At 68.1% G+C, this 19703-nt stretch carries 24 protein-coding genes; 7 read left to right on the forward strand and 17 right to left on the reverse strand.

Annotation, left to right across the window (positions count from 1 at the left end; genetic code table 11):
* The first annotated feature begins 212 nt into the window (after positions 1-212).
* Together KYG_RS09550 and KYG_RS09555 are read left to right on the forward strand one after the other, a co-directional pair.
* Positions 213-677 carry a MerR family DNA-binding transcriptional regulator gene (locus KYG_RS09550; RefSeq protein ID WP_008904680.1) on the forward strand — a complete coding sequence of 155 codons (465 nt, stop codon included), beginning with the start codon at positions 213-215 and terminating at the stop codon, positions 675-677.
* Entirely contained in the window at positions 674-1132 is a 459-nt protein-coding gene (locus tag KYG_RS09555) for a PaaI family thioesterase (RefSeq protein WP_008904681.1), read from the forward strand. Before KYG_RS09550 ends, KYG_RS09555 begins: the two co-directional genes overlap by 4 nt.
* 18 nt (positions 1133-1150) lie before the next feature.
* Here the strand turns inward: KYG_RS09555 and KYG_RS09560 are convergent, their stop codons facing one another.
* The 8 genes from KYG_RS09560 to KYG_RS09595 form a co-directional block, all read right to left on the reverse strand.
* A complete protein-coding gene (locus KYG_RS09560; protein ID WP_008904682.1) occupies positions 1151-2251 on the reverse strand; it encodes a 3-deoxy-7-phosphoheptulonate synthase in 1101 nt (366 codons plus the stop codon).
* A gap of 190 nt (positions 2252-2441) precedes the next feature.
* Entirely contained in the window at positions 2442-2963 is a 522-nt protein-coding gene (locus tag KYG_RS09565; RefSeq protein WP_008904683.1) for a C40 family peptidase, read from the reverse strand.
* Between the two features lie 81 nt (positions 2964-3044).
* Positions 3045-3557, reverse strand: a complete 513-nt coding sequence (locus tag KYG_RS09570) for a ribonuclease HI family protein (protein WP_008904684.1) — start codon at positions 3555-3557, stop codon at positions 3045-3047.
* Complete coding sequence (locus KYG_RS09575) at positions 3554-3811, reverse strand: DUF3297 family protein (protein ID WP_008904685.1); 258 nt, start codon at positions 3809-3811, stop codon at positions 3554-3556. Before KYG_RS09575 ends, KYG_RS09570 begins: the two co-directional genes overlap by 4 nt.
* 228 nt (positions 3812-4039) lie before the next feature.
* Positions 4040-4651, reverse strand: a complete 612-nt coding sequence (locus tag KYG_RS09580) for a PolC-type DNA polymerase III (protein WP_008904686.1) — start codon at positions 4649-4651, stop codon at positions 4040-4042.
* Between the two features lie 73 nt (positions 4652-4724).
* On the reverse strand, positions 4725-5573 hold the full coding sequence (locus KYG_RS09585) for a DMT family transporter (RefSeq protein ID WP_034693906.1): 849 nt from the start codon (positions 5571-5573) through the stop codon (positions 4725-4727).
* 90 nt (positions 5574-5663) lie between these two features.
* Entirely contained in the window at positions 5664-6869 is a 1206-nt protein-coding gene (locus KYG_RS09590) for a PHB depolymerase family esterase (RefSeq protein WP_008904688.1), read from the reverse strand.
* 59 nt (positions 6870-6928) lie between these two features.
* Positions 6929-7351, reverse strand: a complete 423-nt coding sequence (locus tag KYG_RS09595; RefSeq protein ID WP_008904689.1) for a CopG family transcriptional regulator — start codon at positions 7349-7351, stop codon at positions 6929-6931.
* On the opposite strand from KYG_RS09595, the gene KYG_RS24675 reads away from it, so the two are divergent.
* A complete protein-coding gene (locus tag KYG_RS24675; RefSeq protein ID WP_160165343.1) occupies positions 7350-7505 on the forward strand; it encodes a hypothetical protein in 156 nt (51 codons plus the stop codon). The two genes, KYG_RS09595 and KYG_RS24675, sit on opposite strands and share 2 nt — an antisense overlap.
* A 49-nt stretch (positions 7506-7554) precedes the next feature.
* Here KYG_RS24675 and KYG_RS09600 read toward each other — a convergent pair whose 3' ends face one another.
* Both KYG_RS09600 and dinG read right to left on the reverse strand, forming a co-directional pair.
* Complete coding sequence (locus KYG_RS09600; protein WP_008904690.1) at positions 7555-8061, reverse strand: pyridoxamine 5'-phosphate oxidase family protein; 507 nt, start codon at positions 8059-8061, stop codon at positions 7555-7557.
* A gap of 115 nt (positions 8062-8176) precedes the next feature.
* Positions 8177-10339, reverse strand: coding sequence for an ATP-dependent DNA helicase DinG (gene dinG / locus KYG_RS09605; protein WP_008904691.1), 2163 nt, complete (start codon positions 10337-10339; stop codon positions 8177-8179).
* A 152-nt stretch (positions 10340-10491) separates the two neighbouring features.
* On the opposite strand from dinG, the gene KYG_RS09610 reads away from it, so the two are divergent.
* Positions 10492-10791, forward strand: coding sequence for a hypothetical protein (locus KYG_RS09610; protein WP_034693908.1), 300 nt, complete (start codon positions 10492-10494; stop codon positions 10789-10791).
* A 101-nt stretch (positions 10792-10892) separates the two neighbouring features.
* Here KYG_RS09610 and KYG_RS09615 read toward each other — a convergent pair whose 3' ends face one another.
* Positions 10893-12773 (reverse strand): radical SAM protein, encoded by a 1881-nt coding sequence (locus KYG_RS09615; RefSeq protein ID WP_008904693.1) that lies wholly within the window; start codon positions 12771-12773, stop codon positions 10893-10895.
* Between the two features lie 116 nt (positions 12774-12889).
* Positions 12890-14362 (reverse strand): PLP-dependent aminotransferase family protein, encoded by a 1473-nt coding sequence (locus KYG_RS09620; RefSeq protein ID WP_008904694.1) that lies wholly within the window; start codon positions 14360-14362, stop codon positions 12890-12892.
* Positions 14363-14470: 108 nt separating this feature from the next.
* Between KYG_RS09620 and KYG_RS09625 the strand changes: the two genes are divergently transcribed.
* Positions 14471-14950, forward strand: a complete 480-nt coding sequence (locus KYG_RS09625; protein WP_008904695.1) for an OsmC family protein — start codon at positions 14471-14473, stop codon at positions 14948-14950.
* Position 14951: 1 nt separating this feature from the next.
* The gene (locus KYG_RS09630) at positions 14952-15578 is read left to right on the forward strand and encodes an FMN-binding negative transcriptional regulator (RefSeq protein WP_008904696.1); all 627 of its coding nucleotides are present in this window, start codon (positions 14952-14954) and stop codon (positions 15576-15578) included.
* A gap of 184 nt (positions 15579-15762) precedes the next feature.
* On the opposite strand, the gene KYG_RS09635 is transcribed toward KYG_RS09630, so the two are convergent.
* The 4 genes from KYG_RS09635 to KYG_RS09650 form a co-directional block, all read right to left on the reverse strand.
* Positions 15763-17148, reverse strand: a complete 1386-nt coding sequence (locus KYG_RS09635; protein WP_008904697.1) for a homoserine dehydrogenase — start codon at positions 17146-17148, stop codon at positions 15763-15765.
* Positions 17149-17285: 137 nt separating this feature from the next.
* Positions 17286-17525, reverse strand: a complete 240-nt coding sequence (locus KYG_RS09640; RefSeq protein ID WP_008904698.1) for a hypothetical protein — start codon at positions 17523-17525, stop codon at positions 17286-17288.
* 70 nt (positions 17526-17595) lie between these two features.
* Entirely contained in the window at positions 17596-18033 is a 438-nt protein-coding gene (locus tag KYG_RS09645) for an OsmC family protein (RefSeq protein WP_008904699.1), read from the reverse strand.
* Positions 18034-18175: 142 nt separating this feature from the next.
* Positions 18176-18436, reverse strand: a complete 261-nt coding sequence (locus tag KYG_RS09650) for an ATP-binding protein (RefSeq protein ID WP_182120972.1) — start codon at positions 18434-18436, stop codon at positions 18176-18178.
* A 77-nt stretch (positions 18437-18513) separates the two neighbouring features.
* On the opposite strand from KYG_RS09650, the gene KYG_RS09655 reads away from it, so the two are divergent.
* On the forward strand, positions 18514-18831 hold the full coding sequence (locus KYG_RS09655; RefSeq protein WP_008904701.1) for an acylphosphatase: 318 nt from the start codon (positions 18514-18516) through the stop codon (positions 18829-18831).
* Positions 18832-18849: 18 nt separating this feature from the next.
* Here KYG_RS09655 and KYG_RS09660 read toward each other — a convergent pair whose 3' ends face one another.
* Positions 18850-19674 (reverse strand): DUF72 domain-containing protein, encoded by an 825-nt coding sequence (locus tag KYG_RS09660; protein ID WP_139019348.1) that lies wholly within the window; start codon positions 19672-19674, stop codon positions 18850-18852.
* Positions 19675-19703: the final 29 nt, after the last annotated feature.

Genomic DNA, 19703 nt, shown 5'->3' on the forward strand with positions numbered 1-19703 from the left:
TGCAGCCCTCCTCCAGCCGCAGGGCGGCCTGCGGGGCGTTGCAAAGGGGCTGGAGCTGTATCAACACAGGGTGGGGTCGGTAAAGCGGCACACGCCGAACGGCCAGACACCGGCGCCATGGCGCAGGCGACGGGTGACAACTTGTAAAGCAGCAATGCTACACCGCGTGGGGCCGGCCGTCAGAGTCGCGCAGGCAACCTTCGCGCAGCGCCATGCTTGCTAGCCTGTGCGCCATGCAGATCTCCGAACTTGCCCGCCAGGCCTCGGTGTCCGTTCACGCCTTGCGCCACTATGAGCGGCTGGGGCTGATCCGCCCGCACCGCCGGCCCAACGGCTACCGCGACTACCCCGCCAGCGTCAAGCGCGAGGTGGTGTTCATCGCCATGTCGCGCCAGCTGGGCTTTGCCTTGCCCCAGATTGCACAGCGGCTTGCGGACTACCGCGCGCGCACGCTGGGCATCGACGACATGGTGCAGGCCCTGCAGGAGCGTGCGGACGCACTGGCCGAGCAGATCCGCCAGCTGCAGGCCCAAAAGCAGGTGGTGCTGGATCACCAGGCGTGGTTGCAGGCGCAACAGCCACGCAAGCGCGAGACTGCCCGCACCTGGCCGCGCGTGCGGCCCAGGGCCACCGTAGAGCCCCCTTCCCCCACCCCACCGCCCCGGAAAACGCCATGACCACCCCTTTGCCATCCCCCTCGCCCACCGCCTCCCTCGCTGCATTGCAGGCCTTTGTGCAAGCCATGCCCATGGCCCGCACGCTCGGGCTGCGCTTTGTCCATGCCGAAGCGGGGAGGGTGGAAGTGGAAATCCCGGTGAGTGAGGCCTTCAGCTTTCGGCCCGGCCAGCTGCAGGCCACAGCCGTGTTTGCCGTGGCCGACTTTGCGGCGGTGGCGGCAGCGGGCACTGTGCTGCCGCCGGGTTGGACCAACGCCACGGTGGACGCCACCGTGAAACTCGTGGCACCCGCGCGGGGCGCTTGCCTGCGTGCGCGCGGGCGCGTGGTGGATGCGGGGCGGTTGCTCACCGTCTGTGCGGCAGATGTCGTTGCGGTGGACGGGAACGGCCAGGAAACCCTGTGCGCCACGCTCCTGGCGACGGCACGCAATATCGAACCCGCCCCCCAGCGGTAGGCCGCCGCCGCGCAGGTGTCAGCCCCGCGCGCGCCGCGCGCGCACGGCGGCCGCCAGCCCCTCGAGCACCGGCACCGTCTGCGCCATGCTGATGCAGGCGTCGGTCACTGACACGCCATGCTGCAGCGGCTGGCCGGGCTCGATGTCCTGGCGGCCTTCCTGCAGGTGGCTTTCGATCATCAGGCCGGTGATGCGCGCGTCCCCCGCCGCAATCTGCTGCGCCACTTCGCCGGCGACCGTGATCTGGCGCTGGTGCTGCTTGCTGCTGTTGGCGTGGCTCACATCGATCATCACCTGCCCGCGCAGGCCCGCCGCCTGCAGCATGGCGCAGGCGGCATCTACATCGGCAGCGCTGTAGTTGGGCTGCTTGCCTCCCCGCAGGATCACGTGGCAGTCCTGGTTGCCACGTGTCTCGAAGATCGCAGCCTGGCCCATCTTGGTCATGCCCATGAAGGCGTGCGAGGCCTGGGCCGCCTGGATGGCGTCGGAAGCCACCTTCACACCGCCATCGGTACCGTTCTTGAAACCCACGGGGCACGACAGGCCGCTGGCCAGCTGGCGGTGGCTCTGGCTCTCGGTGGTGCGCGCGCCAATCGCGCCCCAGCTCACCAGGTCGCTGATGAACTGCGGCGAGAGCAGGTCCAAAAATTCGGTGCCCACCGGCAGGCCCGTGGCCAGCACATCCAGCAGCAGCTGGCGCGCCAGCTCCAGCCCCTCGTTGATCGCAAAGCTTCCATCCAGGTGCGGGTCATTGATGTAGCCCTTCCAGCCCACGGTGGTGCGCGGCTTTTCAAAATACACGCGCATCACCACGAGCAGATCATCTTGCAGCGCGTCGGCCTGCGTCTTGAGCTGGCGCGCGTACTCCATCGCCTGGCCATGGTCGTGGATGGAGCAGGGCCCCACCACCACGATCAGCCGGTCGTCCTGCCCGTGCAGGATGCGCGAGATGGCGGCGCGGCTCGATTCGACCAGCGCCTGCGCCGCATCGGGCGCGGGCAGCCACTCCTGCAGCAACGCAGGCGTGATCAGCGGCCGCACGGCCTTGATGCGCGTGTCATCGATGCGCGTCGTATCGTGGGTGGAAACAGGGTGTGCGGAGCGGTGTGCATGGGTCATGGTGGCCCCGATTGTCGCGGAGCCCGGTCGCTGGCCGAATCGAGGCACGTTGCCAAAGACTGGCGCGACCCCCGCGAGAGACGCAGAGCAAGGGCCGCCCCGCAGCGAGTGCGTCGTCCCCCTGCCCCGCAGCGCGCAGCGATGCCAGAGCGGGGGGAAGCGGCGAAGCCGCTCAGGGGGGTGTCCGAATTCAAGGTCTGCGAAACGCCGCGTTCTGCCGGGCCCAGTGGCGCGACTGCAAATGGTCCAGCCGCACCGTGCCACCCGTGGAGGGCGCGTGCACAAAGCGTCCCTCCCCCACATAGATGCCGGCATGGTTGGGCTGGCGGCCTGTGCCAAACACCACCAGGTCGCCCACCCGCAGCTCGCTGCCGTCGATCGGGTATCCCCAGCGGTTGAGCTGCGCCACCGTGCGCGGTGGCGGGGTGCCCACCTGGTTGCGGTACACGTACCCGATCAGCCCGCTGCAATCAAAACCCGATTCGGGCGTGTTGCCGCCATAGCGGTACGGCGTGCCCACCAGGCCCAGTGCATGGATGGCGATGTCGTGCGCCTGCTCGGCAGACAGCGGCGGGCTGGTGCGGATCGGTGCCGGCGGTGACGCGGAAGACGAGGACGAAGAAGCTGAAGGGGCCCGCGACGTGCTGCAGCCGCCCAGCACCAGCAGGGCGGCGGCGCAGGCGGCAAGGCTCAGGCTGTGAAAGGCGCGCATGGGCCGAAGGGTAACGGATGGAATGCCGTGTGGGCGCCTGAACCACCGCCGGCGTGGGGATTTGCGCCGCCAGGGGGCCGGTCAGCGCCTGCGGCGCTTCCCGCGCTGCACGCGCCCGGCCGGTGTGGCTGCTTTGGGCGCCAGCCCCAGCGCGGCGCGCGCCAGCGCATCGGCGGCGCCGTTGCGGTGGCGGGGAACCCATTGCAGGTTCACCTGTGCAAACTGCTGCAGCACGGTGCGCGCCTCGTCAAACAGGGGCGCCAGGCGCGCGATGGGGGCCAGGGTGGGTGCGCCCGCCGGTGGGGCCAGTTGCTCCACCAGCACGCTGCTGTCGCTGAACACCTGCACCGCCGTGGTGGCGGCCGCTGCCTGCCCCTGCAGCCACTGCAGCGCCCGCAGCAGTGCGCGCAGCTCGGCCTCGTTGTTGCAGCCGGTGAAGGTGGTGGCTTCAGAGATCTGGTGCCGTACGGTGCCGTCGGGCCCCACCAGCAATGCCCCCAGCCCCATGCGACCGGGGTTGGGCCAGGCGCTGCCGTCGCAGTGAATCACCCAGGGGCTGGAGAGGCCCGGTGCGGCCGCCCGTGCAGTCGTCACTTGTAGAAGGCTTCCACCTTGCCCTTGAGCTTGATCATCAGCGGGTGGCCCTTGCGGTCCACCGTCTTGCCCGCAGGCACCTTCACCCAGCCTTCGCTGATGCAGTATTCCTCCACATCGGTGCGGTCCTTGCCGTTGAAACGGATGCCGATGTCGTGCTTGAACACCTCGGCCACATGGTGGGGGCTGCGGGGGTCTACCGACAGATGGTCGGGCAGGGGGGGCGGCGTGGTGGAAGTGGTGGCGTCGGTCATGCAGAGGGCGCTTTGTTGGAAAGCGGGAGTGAAACAAAACAGAAAGCGCGGATTCTCCGGGATTTGTGCCCGCGGCGCGGTGCCCTGGCCCTGCCCGTGCCTGCGGCGCCGCCGGAGCACAGCGCAGCAAAATATCAGTAAAAAGTGCCCCTGGCGCTTATCCATCAAGCGCTGATAGCTATCAAATTAATAGTAATTGATACGGCACCACCCGGCAGCGCAACGCCCTCATGCCACGGCGTGCTGCGCCAGCAGCGCGCCCACCTTGGGCCGGGCGCAGCGCTGCAGCGTTTGCAGCAGCGTGTAGCTGGGCTCTGCCACCCGCCAGTGCGTGCGCAGGTCGTGCTGCATGCGCGCCAGCAGCGCAGCCGCCATCTCGGCATCGGCCAGCGCCCGGTGGGCCTGGCCCGTGCGCGGCAGGCCGTGGTAGTCCACCAGCGTGCCCAGCTTGTGGCTGGGCGCCTGCGGGTACAGGCGCCGCGACAGCAGCACCGTGCACGCAAACGGCTGCGGTGCAGTCAGCCCGGCCAGCGCCAGCTCGGCCTGCCAGAACTTGCTGTCAAACGCGGCGTTGTGCGCCACCATGGGTGCATCGCCCACAAAGCGCGCGGCGTCCTGCATCACCTGCGCCGCATCGGGCGCGGTGTTCACCATCGCATTGGTGATGCCGGTGAGCTGGGTGATGAAAGGCGGTATCCACGCGCCGGTTTTCATCAGGCTCTGAAAGCGGTCCACCACCTGCCCTTTTTCCAGCAACACGATGGCCACTTCGGTGGCGCGCGCGCCCTGGCCGGGCGAGATGCCGGTGGTTTCAAAGTCGATGACGGCGATGGGGGGCATGGGGTGCGGTGTGGCAAACGCCAGGAGCGGTAACAGGGCGGCAGTATCGCTGTTGCAACTGCACGCCGAGAAGCTACACCCGGGGAGTCTTCTCGCGGATCACCAGCCCGATCCCGCCCAGAATGGCGACGGTCGCGAGCGTCAGCCGCAGCGTCAGCGGCTCGCCCAGCAGGGCCACGCCGCCCAGCGCCGCCAGCACGGGCACGCTCAGTTGCACCGTGGCGGCCTGCGTGGCACGAAGCTGGGGCAGCGCGGCGTACCACAGCGCGTAGCCCACACCCGATGCCAGCGCACCCGACGCCGCCGCATACGCGAGGCCCGGCGCGTCCCACGCGGTGTGGCCCAGCGTGGCGATGCTCAGCAGCAGGGCCAGCGGCGTGGCACGCAGAAAATTGCCTGCTGTGGTGTCGGTGGCATCACCGCCGCTGCGGCCGCGCAGCGAATACACGCCCCAGGCCACGCCCGCCAGCAGCATCAACGCGGCGGCCCCCAGCGGCGGTGCCGACAGGCCCGGCAGCAGCAGCGCCCCGATGCCGGCAAACGCCAGCACCAGGCCCGCCAGGGGCAGCGGGCCCAGCCGCTCGCCGCGGTACAGACCGTGGCCGATCATCGTGGCCTGCACCGCACCAAACAGCAGCAGCGCACCCGTGGCGGCCGTGAGGCTGACATAGGCAAACGAGAACCCGGCCGCATACACGCACAGCGCCGCCGCAGACGGCCAGTTGCCCGCACGCCACGCCGGCCCGCTTTTACGCCATGCCACCAGCACCGCCAGCGTGGCTGCGCCGGTGGCCAGCCGCACGCTGGTGAACGTGGCCGCATCCATCCCGGTGTGCTGGAGCGCGGCGCGGCACAGCAGGGAATTGCCTGTAAACGCCAGCATGGCCAGCACGGTGAGAGTGACGGTTCGAGACAAGGGCATGGCGTGCGGCGCGGTGGTGGGCCCCCGAGCCTAGCAAAGGTGGGCGGCCCGCCCGGCGCGCGCATGCCACCACCGGCGGGGCGCGGCGGCTCACTGGCTGGGCAGGCGGTGCGCCAGGAAGAAGCGCAGCATCTCGGCGGTGGCATTCACGGCGGCGGGGTCGGTGTGGCTGCCGCCCGCGTGCCCGCCAGCCCAGGCGTGCCCGGTGTGGTGCAGCAGCCAGTGCTCTGCCACCACGGCGCTTGCAGTGTCGCCGGGCAGCGCATAGACGGTGCGGGTGTAGCCGCGCCCATTGGGCGACTGGCCCTTGTGCACGGCTTGCACCGTGTGCGGTGTACCGCCCTGCGCGGCGGCCAGGGCGGTGAGCTGTGCCTGGATGAGCTGCTCTGCGTTGTGCGCATGCACGGTGGCGTCGGCATCGCCGTGAAACACGATGAGGGGCGGCGGCGGGCTTGCCACTGCGTTGCCGGTGGAACGGGTGGCAGCACCCGGCCTGGCCCCGCTTTTCATGGCCGATAGCGCGCCCATCACGTTGTGCGCCGCGCCGGCCTGCAGGCCCGAGTGCACGCCCACTGCGGCGAACACGTCGGGGTATTCGCGCCCCAGCACAGCGGCCATGGCGCCGCCGGCCGACAGGCCTGCCACGTACACGCGCTGTACATCCACCGCGTGGCGCGCCATCACGTCACGCACCATGGCCACCAGCAGCGCGGGCTCGCCGCTGCCCCGGTGCTGGTCGCCCGGGCGAAACCAGTTCCAGCAGCCGTTGGGGTTGGCGCTGTGGGGCTGCTCGGGGTACAGCACCAGTGCGTTGACGGGGGCGGCCGCGTCGTTCATGCCCGTGCCGGTGGCAAAGTCCACGGGGTTTTGTGTGCAGCCGTGCAGCATCAGCACCAGGGGCAGGGGCGTGTCTGCGGTGGCGCCCGGCGGCACGTACAGGTGGTAGTGGTGCGGGTTGTGCCGTGCACCAGGGTGGGCAAACGCCACACGCGTGAAGCTGCCGGGCGGCTCTGCCACCGGGGGGCCTGCCGCAGGGCGCGGGGCTTGCCGGGGGCTGCGCTCGACCACCACGGCGTCTTCCACATTGGCTGGTGTGCCGGCCCTGCGCCATGTCGAGGCGAGGTTGACCGCGGGCCCGGGCAGCGGGGCTGCGGCTGCGGGGGCGTCGGCTCCAAAACTGCCCGTGCCGCCCCCCAGCGTTTGCTGGATGGCCCGCGTTGCGTCGGCCAGCAGGCCGTTGCGCACCAGCCGGGTGGCTTCACCCATCAGGTGCTTGAGGTTGATGTTCCAGTCCATGGGGGTTCCTTGTGGGGTGGGGTGCACGGGCTGCGTGCCGTGGTGCGGTGTGGCGGGGTTCAATGGATGCGCCCCGACAGCGCAGCCTTGACTTCGGCACTTGCATGAAACGCGCCCAGCACCGTCACGGAGGCGATGGCGGCCTGTGCCAGCGCGGGCGGCACGTCGTCGTCGATGCTGGCCAGGCCCAGAACGCGGATCTCCAGCGCCTGGCCGGCCGCCTGCACCGCCTCCAGCTCGGCGCGGCCAAAGCGCTGCAGCCCCAGCACAAGCATCTTGCGGGCCACCACCTGCCGCACGGCTTCATTCTGGGCCGACAGCTGGTTGCGGATGGCGGTGCGGATGAAGTCGGTGCGGTTGGCGTAAAAGCCTTCGGACACCAGCAGGTCGATATGCCCCAGGTCCACAAAACCGAGGTTGATGGTGACCTTTTCCGACTCGGGCACCTTGCTGCGGGGGGCGATGGGAACGATGTTGCTCATGAAAGAGACTCCAATAAACATCCATATGGATGGTGTATGGATGGCAATTGGATGCCAGGTGGCGGGTTTCAAGACCGCGCCACCAAAGAAAAAGGAGCCTGCGGCTCCTTGGTTTGAACGTGTCGCTATAAAATCAATAGCTGTCAGCGCATGACAGATAAGCGCTGGAGCCTGTTTTTATAGGTAATCCGGTGCCGGGGGCCTCAAGACAGCGTCAACTCCTTGTGCTCGCCCAGGCTGCGGGGTGGTTCGCCCGTGATGGCGGCCTTGGCCATCTTGAAGAGCTGCACCATCTTGCTTTCGTCCACGTCCCAGTATTCGGCATGGCGGATGCGCACCGCCAGCAGCGCCAGGTCAGGGTCGGTGGGGCCGCCCGGAAACCACGCCTTGGCCATGGGTGTCCACAACGCCTCCTTCTGGCCCTGGTCGTCCACGGCACGCGCCTGGCCCGAGACCGACACATAGCTGTCGTCGCCGGGGTCGGCATACGACACGTTCACTTCGCCATCGGTCAGCAGGCGTTCATACAGTTCGCCCGACTTGGGGATGAAGAAGTACAGCTCGTTGTGTTCGTCAATCTTGCGGTTTTGCGTGGTGAGCGGGTGCGCGTGCAGCATGCCGGTGGACGTGCGGTGCGTGAGCATGCCAAAGCGGATGTCCTTGATGAGCTTCCACAAGGTGTTCTGTGCGTCGGTGTCGTGATGTTGCATGGGAGGGTGTCCTGTGGGAATGGAGGGGTAGCCACCACTGTAGGGCGCCCGCTGCGCGCGCTGCGTCATCCCCCGGCCCGGGTGCGCGTGGGTCCCTGTCCGACACTGCGCGGCCTCACAGGGGCGCGCGCTGCTCCAGCGCAAACGGCGGCAGGCCTTTGAGCAACCGCTGCCCATAGCTGGTGCGCGTCAGCCGCTTGTCGTAGCAGTACACATGCGCCATGTCTTCTTCGGTGCGAATCGCGCGGCCCACCCACTGCGCCAGGCGGATGGCGGTGGCGGGCACCACCAGTTCGCTGAAGGGGTCGCGCCCCACGGCGCGCAGCCATTCGGCGCGGGCCTCGCCCACGGGGTCGTCGGGCGGGGCAAAAGGCAGCTTGGTGATGAAGACCGATTCGCACAGCCGCCCCGGCAGGTCCAGCCCCTCGCCAAACGACTGCATGCCAAAGATGACCGAGGGCTCGCCGTTGTCCACCCGCTCGCGGTGGCGGCGTAGCAACTGCGTGCGCGGCAGTGCGTTCTGCACCAGCACCACGCTGCGCATGGCGGTGGGCAATGCGTCCACCGCCTGTCGCATCTGCTCGCGTGAGGTGAACAGCACCAGCGCGCCGTATTCCACGCGGGCAATGTCGTGCAGCAGCGCATCGACCATCTCGGTGGTGAACTGTGCGGCGTTCTTGGGATCGGCGCGGGTTTCGGCGGCAATCAGCGTGCCCTGCGCGGCGTAGTTGAAGGGGCTGGGCACTTCGAGCGTGGTGGTGGCTTCATCGCCATGCAGGCCCGCCTCGCGCAGGAAGAAATCAAAGTGCCCGCAGCTGGTGAGCGTGGCCGATGTCAGCACCGCGCCGCGCACGGCGCTCCACAGGTGGTTGCGCAGCGTGGTGCCAGGCAGGATGGGGCTGGCGTGCGCCTTGACCACGATGAAGTCGCCATCCACCTCCAGCGTGAACCATTTGGCTGCCGGCACCGCGCCTTCGGGCGCATCCTGCAGCAGCAGTTGCGCGGTGGCGTGCAGCTCTTCCAGGCGCGGGGCCAGCATGCCGATCTGCGCATACAGCGTGGACAGGCGCTTGGCCTCGTCGGGCTTGTCGCGCATCTCGGCGCGCAGGGCTTTGCTGATGGCGCGCAGCGCGTCGAGAAAGCCTTCGGCACTGGCGGCCAGCAGGCCCAGCGGGGCAATGAGCTGCTCGGGCAACTCGCCACGCGGCACCCGCACGCGCGCCGGGCCCCAGGCGCTGGGCTGGCTTTTGAGTTGAACCCCGTACACATCCATCACGATGCGCGCCAGGTCTTGCAACGTCTGCCGCAACTGGGCCGAGTGCTTGGGGATGTCGGCAATCTCTTCGACCTCCAGCAGCGCACCGATGCGCAGGCCCCTGCTGGACAGGCGCTCGATCCAGGTGATGCGCGACAGGTCCATGCTGCACGCGAATTGATCCAGAGCGGTCGATGGCAGGTGGTGGGCTTCGTCCAGCACCAGCAGGCAGTTGTCCAGCTCAGGCAGCACGCGTGCGCCCAGGGATGACAGCAGCAAATCGTGGTTGGCCACAATCACCTGCGCGCCCACCAGCTCCTTGCGCTTGTCGTAGTAGGTGCACTGGCTAAAGGCGGGGCAGTGCTTGCCGGTGCACGATGCGCCCTCGGCCGCCACGGGGCTCCAAACCTCGGGCTCGGGCGGCGTGTCCAGGCTGTCGCGGTCACCATCCCACGCGCCTTTCAACAAGGTTTGCGCCATCGTCGAATAGAACTGGATGCGCGCCTCGGTCTCATGCCGGGGGCGCTTGGCGCGGGCGGCTGCTTCCTCCTCGGCAAACAGGTCGTCTTCGCCCTCTTCTTCCGCCTCGCCCGTGCCCGCCAGGCGGTCCAGCTTGAGTTTGCATACATAGCGCCCGCGCCCCTTGGCCAGCGCAAATTTGAAGGGCTGGGGCATCAGCGCCGCCAGCGCGGGCAGGTCCTTGTTGACCAGCTGCTCTTGTAACGCCACGGTGGCCGTGGAGATCAACACCCGCGTACCGCGCGACAGCGCCAGCGCAATGGCGGGCGCGCAATACGCGAGCGACTTGCCCACGCCCGTGCCCGCCTGGATGACCGCGATGGAGCGCGTGGGTGCAGCCTCGCCACTTTCTTCATCCACCTTGCCCAGCGTGGCGCTGCTGAACGTGCGCGCCACCTGCTCAGCCATCAGCCGCTGGCCCGGGCGGCCGCGAAAACCCTCAGTGGCCGACACCACCGCATCGAAAGATTCAAGGGCCTGCGCGGCCCACACCTGTTGAGACATACAGTAGTGTCGCATGCTCGGCGGGCCGTTGGCTGCAAGGGCTTGGCGTGCCGTCGCCATCACCCGTCGGGCTTTTGGGCTGTGGGCCTACAGGGCTGGGTTGTGCGCATTTTTACGATTCAACAGATAGCCCGCCAGCACCCGGAGACCCCATGCCCCATACCCCAATCCCTGATCAACCCGCCCCGGCCCCGATCGGCCCGGAACCCTCGGTAGACACCACCAAGCGCCAGGCCCCTGGGCCCAGGACGCAGGGGCCCGTGAAGGCCGGGGAGTCGGCCGGCAAGGAAGAAAAGCCCAAGCTGCCCCACGAGCGGGATGAATCGGTGGACATGACCCACGGCGAACCCGACCCGCAAATCGAGCAGGCCTACCGTGATGTCCAGCGTGGGTTGCAAGACACCGACCGGGGGCCGCCGGCCGACAAGGCGTACCAGAAGCAAAAGCATTGATCGCCTTATTGGCGCTTCACTATTGATAGCTGTTGGCGCTTATTCGACAAGCGATGGCGGCCATTTTGGCTTGAAGTCTGCGGCTGTATGGGCCGTTGCATTCACCCGCGCTCGCGCAGCGCCCGCTCAATGCGATCGCGCCGCACCGTCGTCTTGGGCACCTTGAACGGGAACCAGCTGCGAACGTCTTCCTCCAGCCCGATGCCGTGCATGTAGTTGTAGATAGCCTTCTTCAGCCCCAAGCCCAGGGCGTCGTGGTCCACACCCGTGGGGTCGATGAAGGCCACGTCGTTTTTGGCAAATGCGCCCGGCGGCAGCGGTGCCAGCGTGACGCCGTATTCCTGGGGGTTTTTGCCCACGGGCGAATGCACGGTGCAGGCAAAGCGGTGAAAAAACCCGCTCTGGATGCAGCCATTGGCGAACAGCTGGCGCACGTATTCGAGCGCGTCCACCGTGTCCTGCACGGTCTGGGTGGGAAAGCCGTACATCAGGTAGGCATGCACCAGGATGCCTGCGTCGGTGAACGCCCGTGTCACCCGGGCCACCTGGTCCACCGACACGCCTTTTTTCATGAGCTGCAGCAACCGGTCCGACGCGACTTCGAGCCCGCCCGAGATCGCAATGCAGCCGCTGTCGGCCATCAACTCGGCCAGGTCGGGCGTGAAGGTTTTTTCAAACCGCACATTGCCCCACCAGCTGATGCCAGCGTTGCGCGCGATCAGCTCGGTGGCCAGCGCCTTGAGTGCCTTGGGCGGTGCGGCTTCGTCCACAAAGTGAAAACCCGTCTGCCCCGTCTCGCGCACGATCTGCTCAATGCGGTCGGCCAGCACGGCGGCGCTGGCGCCTTCGTAGCGGCTGATGTAGTCCAGGCTCACATCGCAGAAGCTGCACTTCTTCCAGTAGCAGCCATGCGCCACCGTCAGCTTGTTCCAGCGCCCATCGCTCCACAGGCGGTGCATGGGGTTGAGCATGTCCAGCAGCGAGAGATACCGGTCCAGCGGCAGCCCGTCCCAGGTGGGTGTGCCCACCTCGGCAAAGGCCACATCGGCTTCCATCATGTTGATGTACTGCACCGCGCCATCGCCGCCTTCACGGTCATCGCGCACAAAGGTCCGCACCAGCCGCTGGCGGCCGCGCTCGCCGCGCAGGTGCTCCAGCAGCGCCAGCAACGGGCGCTCGCCCGCGTCCAGCGTCGCGTAGTCAAAGAAGTCGAACACGCGCGGGTCGGCCAGCTCGCGCAGCTCGGTGTTCACAAAGCCGCCGCCCAGCACGGTGGCGATGTGCGGGTGGCGGGCCTTGATGCTTTGTGCAATGCGAAAGGCGGCATACACCGAGCCAGGGAACGGCACAGACAGCAGCACCACGGTGGGCTGGTGGCGCTCTATGGATGCGAGCGTGAGCTGCTCCAGCATGTCGTCTACCAGCGTGTGCGGCGCGGCCAGCGCGTTCGCCAGCGGGTCAAACGTGGGCTGGCTGCCCGCCAGCGATTCGGCATAACGCACAAACTCGAAGCGCTCGTCCACCGCATCGCGCAGCACGTCGGCCAGGTCGTTCAGGTACAGCGTGGCCAGGTGCTTGGCCTTGTCGGTCAGGCCCAAAGCGCCAAAGGCCCAGCCCAGCGGGTCGCCGCCTTCGTCATCCACATACACATCCAGTGATGCAAAGCGCGGGCCCTCGGGCAGGTAGTTGCGGCCCACGATGCGGTGCGCCAGCGTGCTGTCGCGGCCTTGCAAGAAGGCAATGGCGGGGCCGATGGTGGCCAGATACCGGTCCTTTTGCGCCGCAAAACTCTGCACGGCGGGGCTCTGCTTTTTGGCGGGCAAAGCGTCCACCTTGGCGGCCACGGCCTTCAGGCCCTCGGGCGATAACAGTTGCAGCACCAGCGCCAGCGCCAGGTCTTCCTGAAAGGCTGTGACACCGCGCGAGCGCAGAAAGCCCGTGAGGTAGGCGGTGGAGGGATACGGCGTGTTCAGCTGCGTCATCGGGGGGATGACGGAGAGGACACGCTGGGCGGGTGAGGCGGGGGCGACGGCAGACATGGTGAAAGCAGGCAGTGGGGCGATGCGGTGCCGCCGCAGGGGGATCGTGAAGCGGCCGATTATCCCGGCCTGCGTGCCAATGCGCCCACCACGCGCGCCGCAGCCCGGATTTCGGCGGGGTCATACCCGGCATACCCCAGCAGCCAGCCGCGTCGCGCCGACTGCATGGCATAGCGCGACAGCGGCGCCAGCATCACGCCCGCAGCCAGGGCCTGGCGGCTCAGGGTTTCGTCGTCGGTGCCGGGGGCCACCTCGTGCAGCAGGTGCATGCCCCGGTCGCTGGGTTGCAGTTGCCACGCACCGTTGCTCGCGTCGGCCAGCGTGTCGATCAGCATCTGCTGGCGCGCCTGGTACAGCTCGCGCATCTGCCGCAGGTGGCGCAGCAGGTGGCCTTCGGCAATGAAGCGCGCCAGCACGGCTTGTGCATCGCCGGGTGCGTGCCGGTCGGTGATGGCGCGGGCCATGGCAAAGGCCTCCACCAGCGCGGGCGGCACCACCACAAAACCCAGCCGCAGGCCGGGGTGCAGTGTCTTGCTGAAGGTGCCCACGTACAACACGCGTTCCGAGCCCGGCAGGCTGCACAGTGCGGGCACGCGCTGGGCCGTGCCATCGTTCTTGCCGTACTGGAACTCGCCGTCGTAGTCGTCTTCCACCACCCAGGCGTCGTGGGTGCGCGCCCATTGCAGCAGCGCCTGCCGCCGCGCGAGATGCATGCACACGCCGGTGGGGAACTGGTGCGTGGGTGTGACCACGACCATGCGCGCGCCGGGCCACTGTGCCGCGCCTTGGTCGATCTGCAGGCCCTGCGCATCCAGCGCCACCGGCCGCGCCAGCACGCTGTGGCCCAGCAGGCTGGCGCGGATGCCGGGGTAGCCGGGGTCTTCCACCAGCACCTCATCGCCCACGTCCAGCAGCAGCCGCGCGATCAGGTCGATGCCCTGCTGCGAGCCCGCGCACACCACCACCTGCGCCGCATCGCAGCGGATGCCGCGCGAAGCCCACAGCCACAGTGCCACGGCCTGGCGCAGTTCGGGGTCGCCCGCAGGGTCCAGGTACTGCGCGCGTGCGCTGCGCTGGCCGGGGCGGGCCTGGCGCGCCAGGCGGTCCCACAGCGCAAACGGAAACGTGTCCACCTCGGGCGCGCCGATGCGGAATGCGCGTGCCGCCACATGCGGCGGGCGCCAGCGGGCAGCCGTCTCGGCAATGAGCTGCCCGCGCCGCGAGAGCCCACGCGGAGGCGCCACCAGCCCTTGCGTGGGCGGTGCGCCCGCGGCCTGCGAGACATAGGTGCCGTCGCCGACACGCGCCTCCACATACCCTTCGGCCTGCAGGCGCTGCACGGCCCACAGCACGGTGTTGCGTGACACGCCCAGGCTGGCTGCGTGCTCGCGCGACGGCGGCAGGCGCGTGCCCGCCGGCAGCCGGCCCTGTTCGATGGCGCTGCGCAGCTGTTCGTACACCTGCTGGCGCAACTGGCCCAGGCGCCCGTCCCGGGGGGCTGTGGTCTTGGGATTGGCTCCGGCAACTGGCATGAATTGGCCCCTTGGTTGTGGTGATGCAACCATAAACTGAAGAGCCATTTTAGAAATCCCGGGCTTGTGTTGCCTCCAAGGCCCGGCCACCGCAAGAAAGACCTATCCATGGCCGAGCACACCGCCACTATCACCTGGTCCCGTGGCAACGATGACTTTCTGGACAAGCGCTACCACCGCACCCACACGTGGCAGTTCGATGGCGGCGCCACCGTGGCCGCGTCGTCGTCACCCCATGTCGTGCCGCTGCCGTATTCCGACGCGGCAGCGGTGGACCCGGAAGAAGCCTATGTCGCGGCCCTGTCGAGCTGTCACATGCTGTGGTTTATGGACTTCGCCAGCCGCGCGGGCTATCGGCTCAACAGCTACGCCGACGCCGCCGTGGGCACCATGGCCAAGAACGCGCAGGGGCAGCTTGTCGTCACCCACGTGCAGTTGCGCCCCGTCACGCGCTTTGATGGGGCCCACGCGCCCAGCACTGCCCAGCTGGACGACCTGCACCACCGCGCCCACACATCGTGCTTTCTGGCCAACTCGGTCAAGACGCAGATCGACTGCGCGCCCGTGCTCGAAGTGGATGGAGCCTGACATGACCATTGCCAACCGCCAGTTTCAAGTCACCGACCCGGCCGCGCAGCAGGGACTGGTGCAGGCCCAGCCCCTGGCCACCCTGGTCGTGTCGCACGAGGGCACGCTGCATGTGAACCATGTGCCTTTGTATCTGGACCCCTCGCGCGGACCGCACGGCACGCTGGTGGGCCATGTGGGGCGGGGCAACGGCGTGTGGCCGCTGCTGCCGCAACAGGCCGTGGCCGTGTTCCACGGCCCCCAGGCCTATGTGTCGCCCTCGTGGTATCCGTCCAAGGCCATCGACGGCAAGCAGGTGCCCACCTGGAACTACGCCACCGTGCACGCCCACGGCACGCTCAGCGCGGTGGACGATCCAGTGCAGTTGCGCGCCATCCTGCACATTCTGAGCGAGCGGCACGAGGCGCACCGCCCCGACCCTTGGCGCATTGACGATGCCCCGCCCGACTACATCCACAAGCTGCTGGCCGCCATCGTGGGCATCGAGCTGGCGGTGGAGCGCTGGGAGGGCGTCTGGAAGGTGAGCCAGAACCGCACCGCCACCGACCGTGCCGGCGTGGTGCAGGGGCTGATGGCCGAGGGAACACCCGGCGCGGCGGACGTGGCGGCGTTGGTGCGGGCGGTGTGACTCGGGGCCGAGAATTCAAATTTCATAGCTGCCAGCGCTTGATGGATAAGCGCCAGGGCCTGTTTTGACCACTAATCTCGCCCCCCGATCCAATCACCCCAACCCGTTCGGGCTGAGCCTGTGGAAGCCGTGTGCCGCGCGTCTACAGGCTCAGCATGAACGGCCGTGGGGTTGACCGATAGCATCACCCCTGCAGCACCTCCACCCGCAGCGCCACCACCGGCCCGGCCACCGCCGTGTGCGCGGTCAGCGCGTGCACGGCCAGGTCCACGGTGGCTTGCGCCACCGCGTCCGTCAGCACCAGCACCTGGGGGCCGGTGCCGGGGGGCAAGGCCGTGTCATGCGCCAGTGCCACCTGCAGCACCGGCACGTGCTGCCCGGCCAGCCAGGCGCCCACGGCCTCGATCTGCTGGGCGCTGTGCACCGGCACGCGCAGGTAGTGGCGGGTGTGCACCTTTGCGCGGGGCAGCACCGCCAGTTGCCCGTCCACCGCGTGGGGGTGAAAGCCCAGGTGCGGCACGCGCTGGCCCGCGTGGGTGCCATCCAGCCGCGCCACATCCACCAGGTCGGCAATCACGGCCGATGCGGTCTGCTCACCGCCCGCGCCCGCGCCGTAGTACATCGTCACGCCCGAGGCATCGCCCTTGACCATCACGGCGTTCATCGACCCGTTTACATGCGCCAGCATGTGCGTGGCGGGCACCAGCGCGGGCTGCACGCGCAGCTCTATGCCTTCATCGCCACGCCGCCGTGCCACGCCCAGCAGCTTGATGCGGTAGCCCAGCTGCCCGGCGCAGGCCACATCCAGGCCCTGCAGCGCGGTGATGCCCTCCACCTGCGCATCGGCAAAGCGCACCGGCATGCCAAACGCATTGGCCGCCAGCAGCGAGATCTTGTGCGCGGCGTCGATGCCCTCGATGTCAAACGTCGGGTCGGCCTCGGCGTAGCCCAGCGCCTGGGCCTGCGCCAGCGCTTCGGCAAAGCCCACGCCTTCATCGCGCATCTTGCTCAGGATGAAATTGGTGGTGCCGTTGATGATGCCCGCCACCCACTCGATGCGGTTGGCCGTGAGGCCCTCACGCAGCGCCTTCACGATGGGGATGCTCACCGCCACCGCGCCTTCGTACGCCACGGCCACACCGTGCTGGCGCGCGGCGGTAAAAATCTCGTTGCCGTGCGTGGCCAGCAGCGCCTTGTTGGCCGTGACCACATGCTTGCCCGCGCGGATGGCGGCCAGCACCCAGTCGCGCGCGGGGCCGGTGCCGCCAGCGGCCTCCACCAGCACATCCACCTCGGGGTGGGTGGCGACCTGCATCGGGTCGTTGGTCAGGGCCACATCCTTGCCCACCACGCCCATGGCGCGGGCCAGGCTGCGGGCGCAGACCACCACCAGCTTGATGCCGCGCCCCGCGCGCCCGGCAATCAGCCCCTGGTTGCGCGCCAGCACGCGAAAGGTGCCTGCGCCCACGGTGCCAATGCCGATCATGCCCACACGCAGGGGGCGCATGGCCGTGGCAGACGGCGGCAGCAATGGGGCTTCAACAAAGGACGGTACGGGATCGCGGACCATGGACTTCTCCGGTTAACGAACAAAACGAACGGACAAACAAAAAAACCCAGCTGCCAGAGCTGGGTTTCAGTCAATTCGTCTTGGGGAGAAGAGAGAGCGATCACCAGGTGGCTGCCGAAACGGCCACCTGCGCGTGCTCAGGTGGCCGCGGTGGTAATGGTGGTAATCATTCGTGCACCCAGTGCCCGCTGTTCACCATTGGCCCGCGTGTGTGCGGGCGGCATCATGCCCATGCCTTGGAAGGCAGCGGCGCGTGCGTTGATGAAGGGGCGGAAAGCGTACGACATGAAGGGCGCAGTGTAGCGCAGCACCAGGCGCAGCGGCCCAGCGTGTGGGCGGGGCAGACTCTGCTGCGGGCCGTTGGGTATACATTTCATAGCTGCTCGCGCTTGCTGCATAAGCGCTGGAGGCCAATTTGGCCTCTAATCAGCGCAGCCTGCTCATCCGTTATCCCACCAGGCTGGCCGTCAGCGTGATCTCGGGCACTGCAGCCAGTGCCTTTGACAGCGGGCAGTTGGCCTTGGCATCTGCGGCCAGCTTCTGGAAGGCTGCGTCATCCATGCCCGGTACCTTGGCCTTGAGCGTGAGCGCGATGCGGTCGATGACAAACCCATCGCCCTCCTTCGCCAGCCGCACGGCGGCCGTGGTGTCGATGGACTCCGTCCTGAAGCCTGCCTTGTCGGCAGCAAACGAAAACGCCATGGTGAAACAGGCCGCGTGCGCCGCGCCAAGGATCTCTTCGGGGTTGGTGCCCTTGCGGTCGTCGCCAAAGCGGCTGGCAAAGCCATAGGGGTACTTGTCGAGCGCGCCGGTCTCGGTGCTGATCTGGCCCTGGCCGGACTTTCCGGCACCTTCCCAGTGAACGCTGGCTTTCTTTTCAGACATGGGGGGTTCTCCTTCGGATGATGGGGTGGTTGCAGCCAATGGGCATGCGTTGCAGGCCAAAACGGCACCGGTTGCAGCAGCCGCGCTGCACGAAACCGCCATCTCACCACGCCCGCCCCTGCACGGCTGTGGGACAACGCCGCTACCGTGGCACGGGGTTTTGGTCCTGGAGGCTGGCCGACGCCCGCACCATGGCGATGGCATCAAACGGGCACCGCACCGCACACAACGCGCACCCGGTGCAGCCCGCCGCATCGTCCAGCACGGAGCGCTTGGGCCCCCACACGCCCGTGCCCAGCACCTGCAGCGTCAGCACGTGCGGCGGGCACGCTGCCACGCACCACCCGCAGCCTGTGCAGCGTTGCGTATCAATGGCAGGCAGGGCCTTGCGGGGTGCGGACATGCCCGGCAGCATAGTACGCACCGGCGGCGCATGGGTGCCGCCGCATGCCCGCGAGTTCGTTACAGTCACCGCCACCGATGCCGCACCACCACACCACCCCTCACACTTCGAACACCATCACCAAGCACCTGCTCGTCAGTGGCCATGTGCAGGGCGTGGGCTACCGCTGGTCCATGGTGCAGGCCGCAGCCCGCCTGGGCGTGCAGGGCTGGGTGCGCAACCGCCACGACGGCCGGGTCGAAGCCTGCGCCTGGGGCACGCCAGACGCCGTGCAGGCACTGATCGACTGGGCTCAGCAGGGGCCGGCCTCGGCGCGGGTGGATGCGGTGGTGGTGGGCAATGTGCCCGATGGCGGCGAGCCGCCCCAGGGCTTTACGCAGCGCGAAACCGCGTAGTGCGAAAGCGCGGTGGCGCTATGCCCGCCTGCGCATGCCCAATTGCTGCAACAGCGCCATCGCACCCGCAGGTGCGCGCTCCTTCGCGCCATTGATGAAATACACGAACACATCACGCGGCCGCTCGCCGCCCGTCCAGGCGCGCACGCCTTGCGCCCACTGCGCAAGCGCCTCGGGCGTGTAGCCCGTGGGCACATCGGCCTGGCTGCGCATCAGCCGCAGGTAGGCAAAGTCGGCCTCGGCATCCGCAATGGCGGGAAACTTGTCGGAATCGGTGCACACCGGCACACAGCCGTATCGGCGGGCCAGCGCCACAAACTCCGCCGTGGCAAAACTCGGGTGGCGCACATCCAGCGCATGGCGCAGGCGGCGGCCGCCCACCTCGCGCGGCAGAAGTGCCAGAAAAGCCTCGAAATCCCCGGGCTCAAACACCTTGGTCGGCATGAACTGCCACACGATGGGCCCGAGCTTGTCCTTGAGCTCCGCGATGCCGCTCTCTACAAACCGCGCGATCGAATCGCCCGCCTCCGCCAGCACCCGCCGGTTCGTCGCAAAACGGCTGGCCTTGAGCGAAAACATGAAGCCCTCGGGCGTCTCGCCGTACCACTTGGCAAACGTGGGCGGCTTGAAGGTGCTGTAGTAGGTGCCATTGACCTCGATGGCCGTGAGCTGGCGGCTGGCGTAATGCAGCTCGTTGCTGTGCGCAAGGCCTGCGGGGTAGAAGTTGTTGCGCCAGGGCTCGAAGGTCCAGCCGCCAATCCCGACGCAGATGCGCGGTTTGCCGGGGCTGCTGCCGCTGCTGCTGTTGCTGCGGGGCGCATTGCTGCTGGCATCGGTATCCACGGCGTTGTCCTTCACGAGTCCACGGAGCG

Source organism: Acidovorax sp. NO-1 (assembly GCF_000238595.1).
In the GTDB taxonomy this organism is placed as follows: Bacteria; Pseudomonadota; Gammaproteobacteria; order Burkholderiales; family Burkholderiaceae_C; genus Acidovorax.

Excerpts from the sequence above, each read along its gene's own strand:
- KYG_RS09550 (WP_008904680.1), top strand. The coding sequence starts at position 213 with ATGCTTGCTAGCCTGTGCGCCATGCAGATCTCCGAACTTGCCCGCCAG.
- KYG_RS09555 (WP_008904681.1), top strand. The coding sequence starts at position 674 with ATGACCACCCCTTTGCCATCCCCCTCGCCCACCGCCTCCCTCGCTGCA.
- KYG_RS09560 (WP_008904682.1), bottom strand. The coding sequence starts at position 2,251 with ATGACCCATGCACACCGCTCCGCACACCCTGTTTCCACCCACGATACG.
- KYG_RS09565 (WP_008904683.1), bottom strand. The coding sequence starts at position 2,963 with ATGCGCGCCTTTCACAGCCTGAGCCTTGCCGCCTGCGCCGCCGCCCTG.
- KYG_RS09575 (WP_008904685.1), bottom strand. The coding sequence starts at position 3,811 with ATGACCGACGCCACCACTTCCACCACGCCGCCCCCCCTGCCCGACCAT.
- KYG_RS09580 (WP_008904686.1), bottom strand. The coding sequence starts at position 4,651 with ATGCCCCCCATCGCCGTCATCGACTTTGAAACCACCGGCATCTCGCCC.
- KYG_RS09585 (WP_034693906.1), bottom strand. The coding sequence starts at position 5,573 with ATGCCCTTGTCTCGAACCGTCACTCTCACCGTGCTGGCCATGCTGGCG.
- KYG_RS09590 (WP_008904688.1), bottom strand. The coding sequence starts at position 6,869 with ATGGACTGGAACATCAACCTCAAGCACCTGATGGGTGAAGCCACCCGG.
- KYG_RS24675 (WP_160165343.1), top strand. The coding sequence starts at position 7,350 with ATGAAAGAGACTCCAATAAACATCCATATGGATGGTGTATGGATGGCA.
- KYG_RS09595 (WP_008904689.1), bottom strand. The coding sequence starts at position 7,351 with ATGAGCAACATCGTTCCCATCGCCCCCCGCAGCAAGGTGCCCGAGTCG.
- KYG_RS09600 (WP_008904690.1), bottom strand. The coding sequence starts at position 8,061 with ATGCAACATCACGACACCGACGCACAGAACACCTTGTGGAAGCTCATC.
- dinG (WP_008904691.1), bottom strand. The coding sequence starts at position 10,339 with ATGTCTCAACAGGTGTGGGCCGCGCAGGCCCTTGAATCTTTCGATGCG.
- KYG_RS09610 (WP_034693908.1), top strand. The coding sequence starts at position 10,492 with ATGCCCCATACCCCAATCCCTGATCAACCCGCCCCGGCCCCGATCGGC.
- KYG_RS09615 (WP_008904693.1), bottom strand. The coding sequence starts at position 12,773 with ATGACGCAGCTGAACACGCCGTATCCCTCCACCGCCTACCTCACGGGC.
- KYG_RS09620 (WP_008904694.1), bottom strand. The coding sequence starts at position 14,362 with ATGCCAGTTGCCGGAGCCAATCCCAAGACCACAGCCCCCCGGGACGGG.
- KYG_RS09625 (WP_008904695.1), top strand. The coding sequence starts at position 14,471 with ATGGCCGAGCACACCGCCACTATCACCTGGTCCCGTGGCAACGATGAC.
- KYG_RS09630 (WP_008904696.1), top strand. The coding sequence starts at position 14,952 with ATGACCATTGCCAACCGCCAGTTTCAAGTCACCGACCCGGCCGCGCAG.
- KYG_RS09635 (WP_008904697.1), bottom strand. The coding sequence starts at position 17,148 with ATGGTCCGCGATCCCGTACCGTCCTTTGTTGAAGCCCCATTGCTGCCG.
- KYG_RS09640 (WP_008904698.1), bottom strand. The coding sequence starts at position 17,525 with ATGAAATGTATACCCAACGGCCCGCAGCAGAGTCTGCCCCGCCCACAC.
- KYG_RS09645 (WP_008904699.1), bottom strand. The coding sequence starts at position 18,033 with ATGTCTGAAAAGAAAGCCAGCGTTCACTGGGAAGGTGCCGGAAAGTCC.
- KYG_RS09650 (WP_182120972.1), bottom strand. The coding sequence starts at position 18,436 with ATGTCCGCACCCCGCAAGGCCCTGCCTGCCATTGATACGCAACGCTGC.
- KYG_RS09655 (WP_008904701.1), top strand. The coding sequence starts at position 18,514 with ATGCCGCACCACCACACCACCCCTCACACTTCGAACACCATCACCAAG.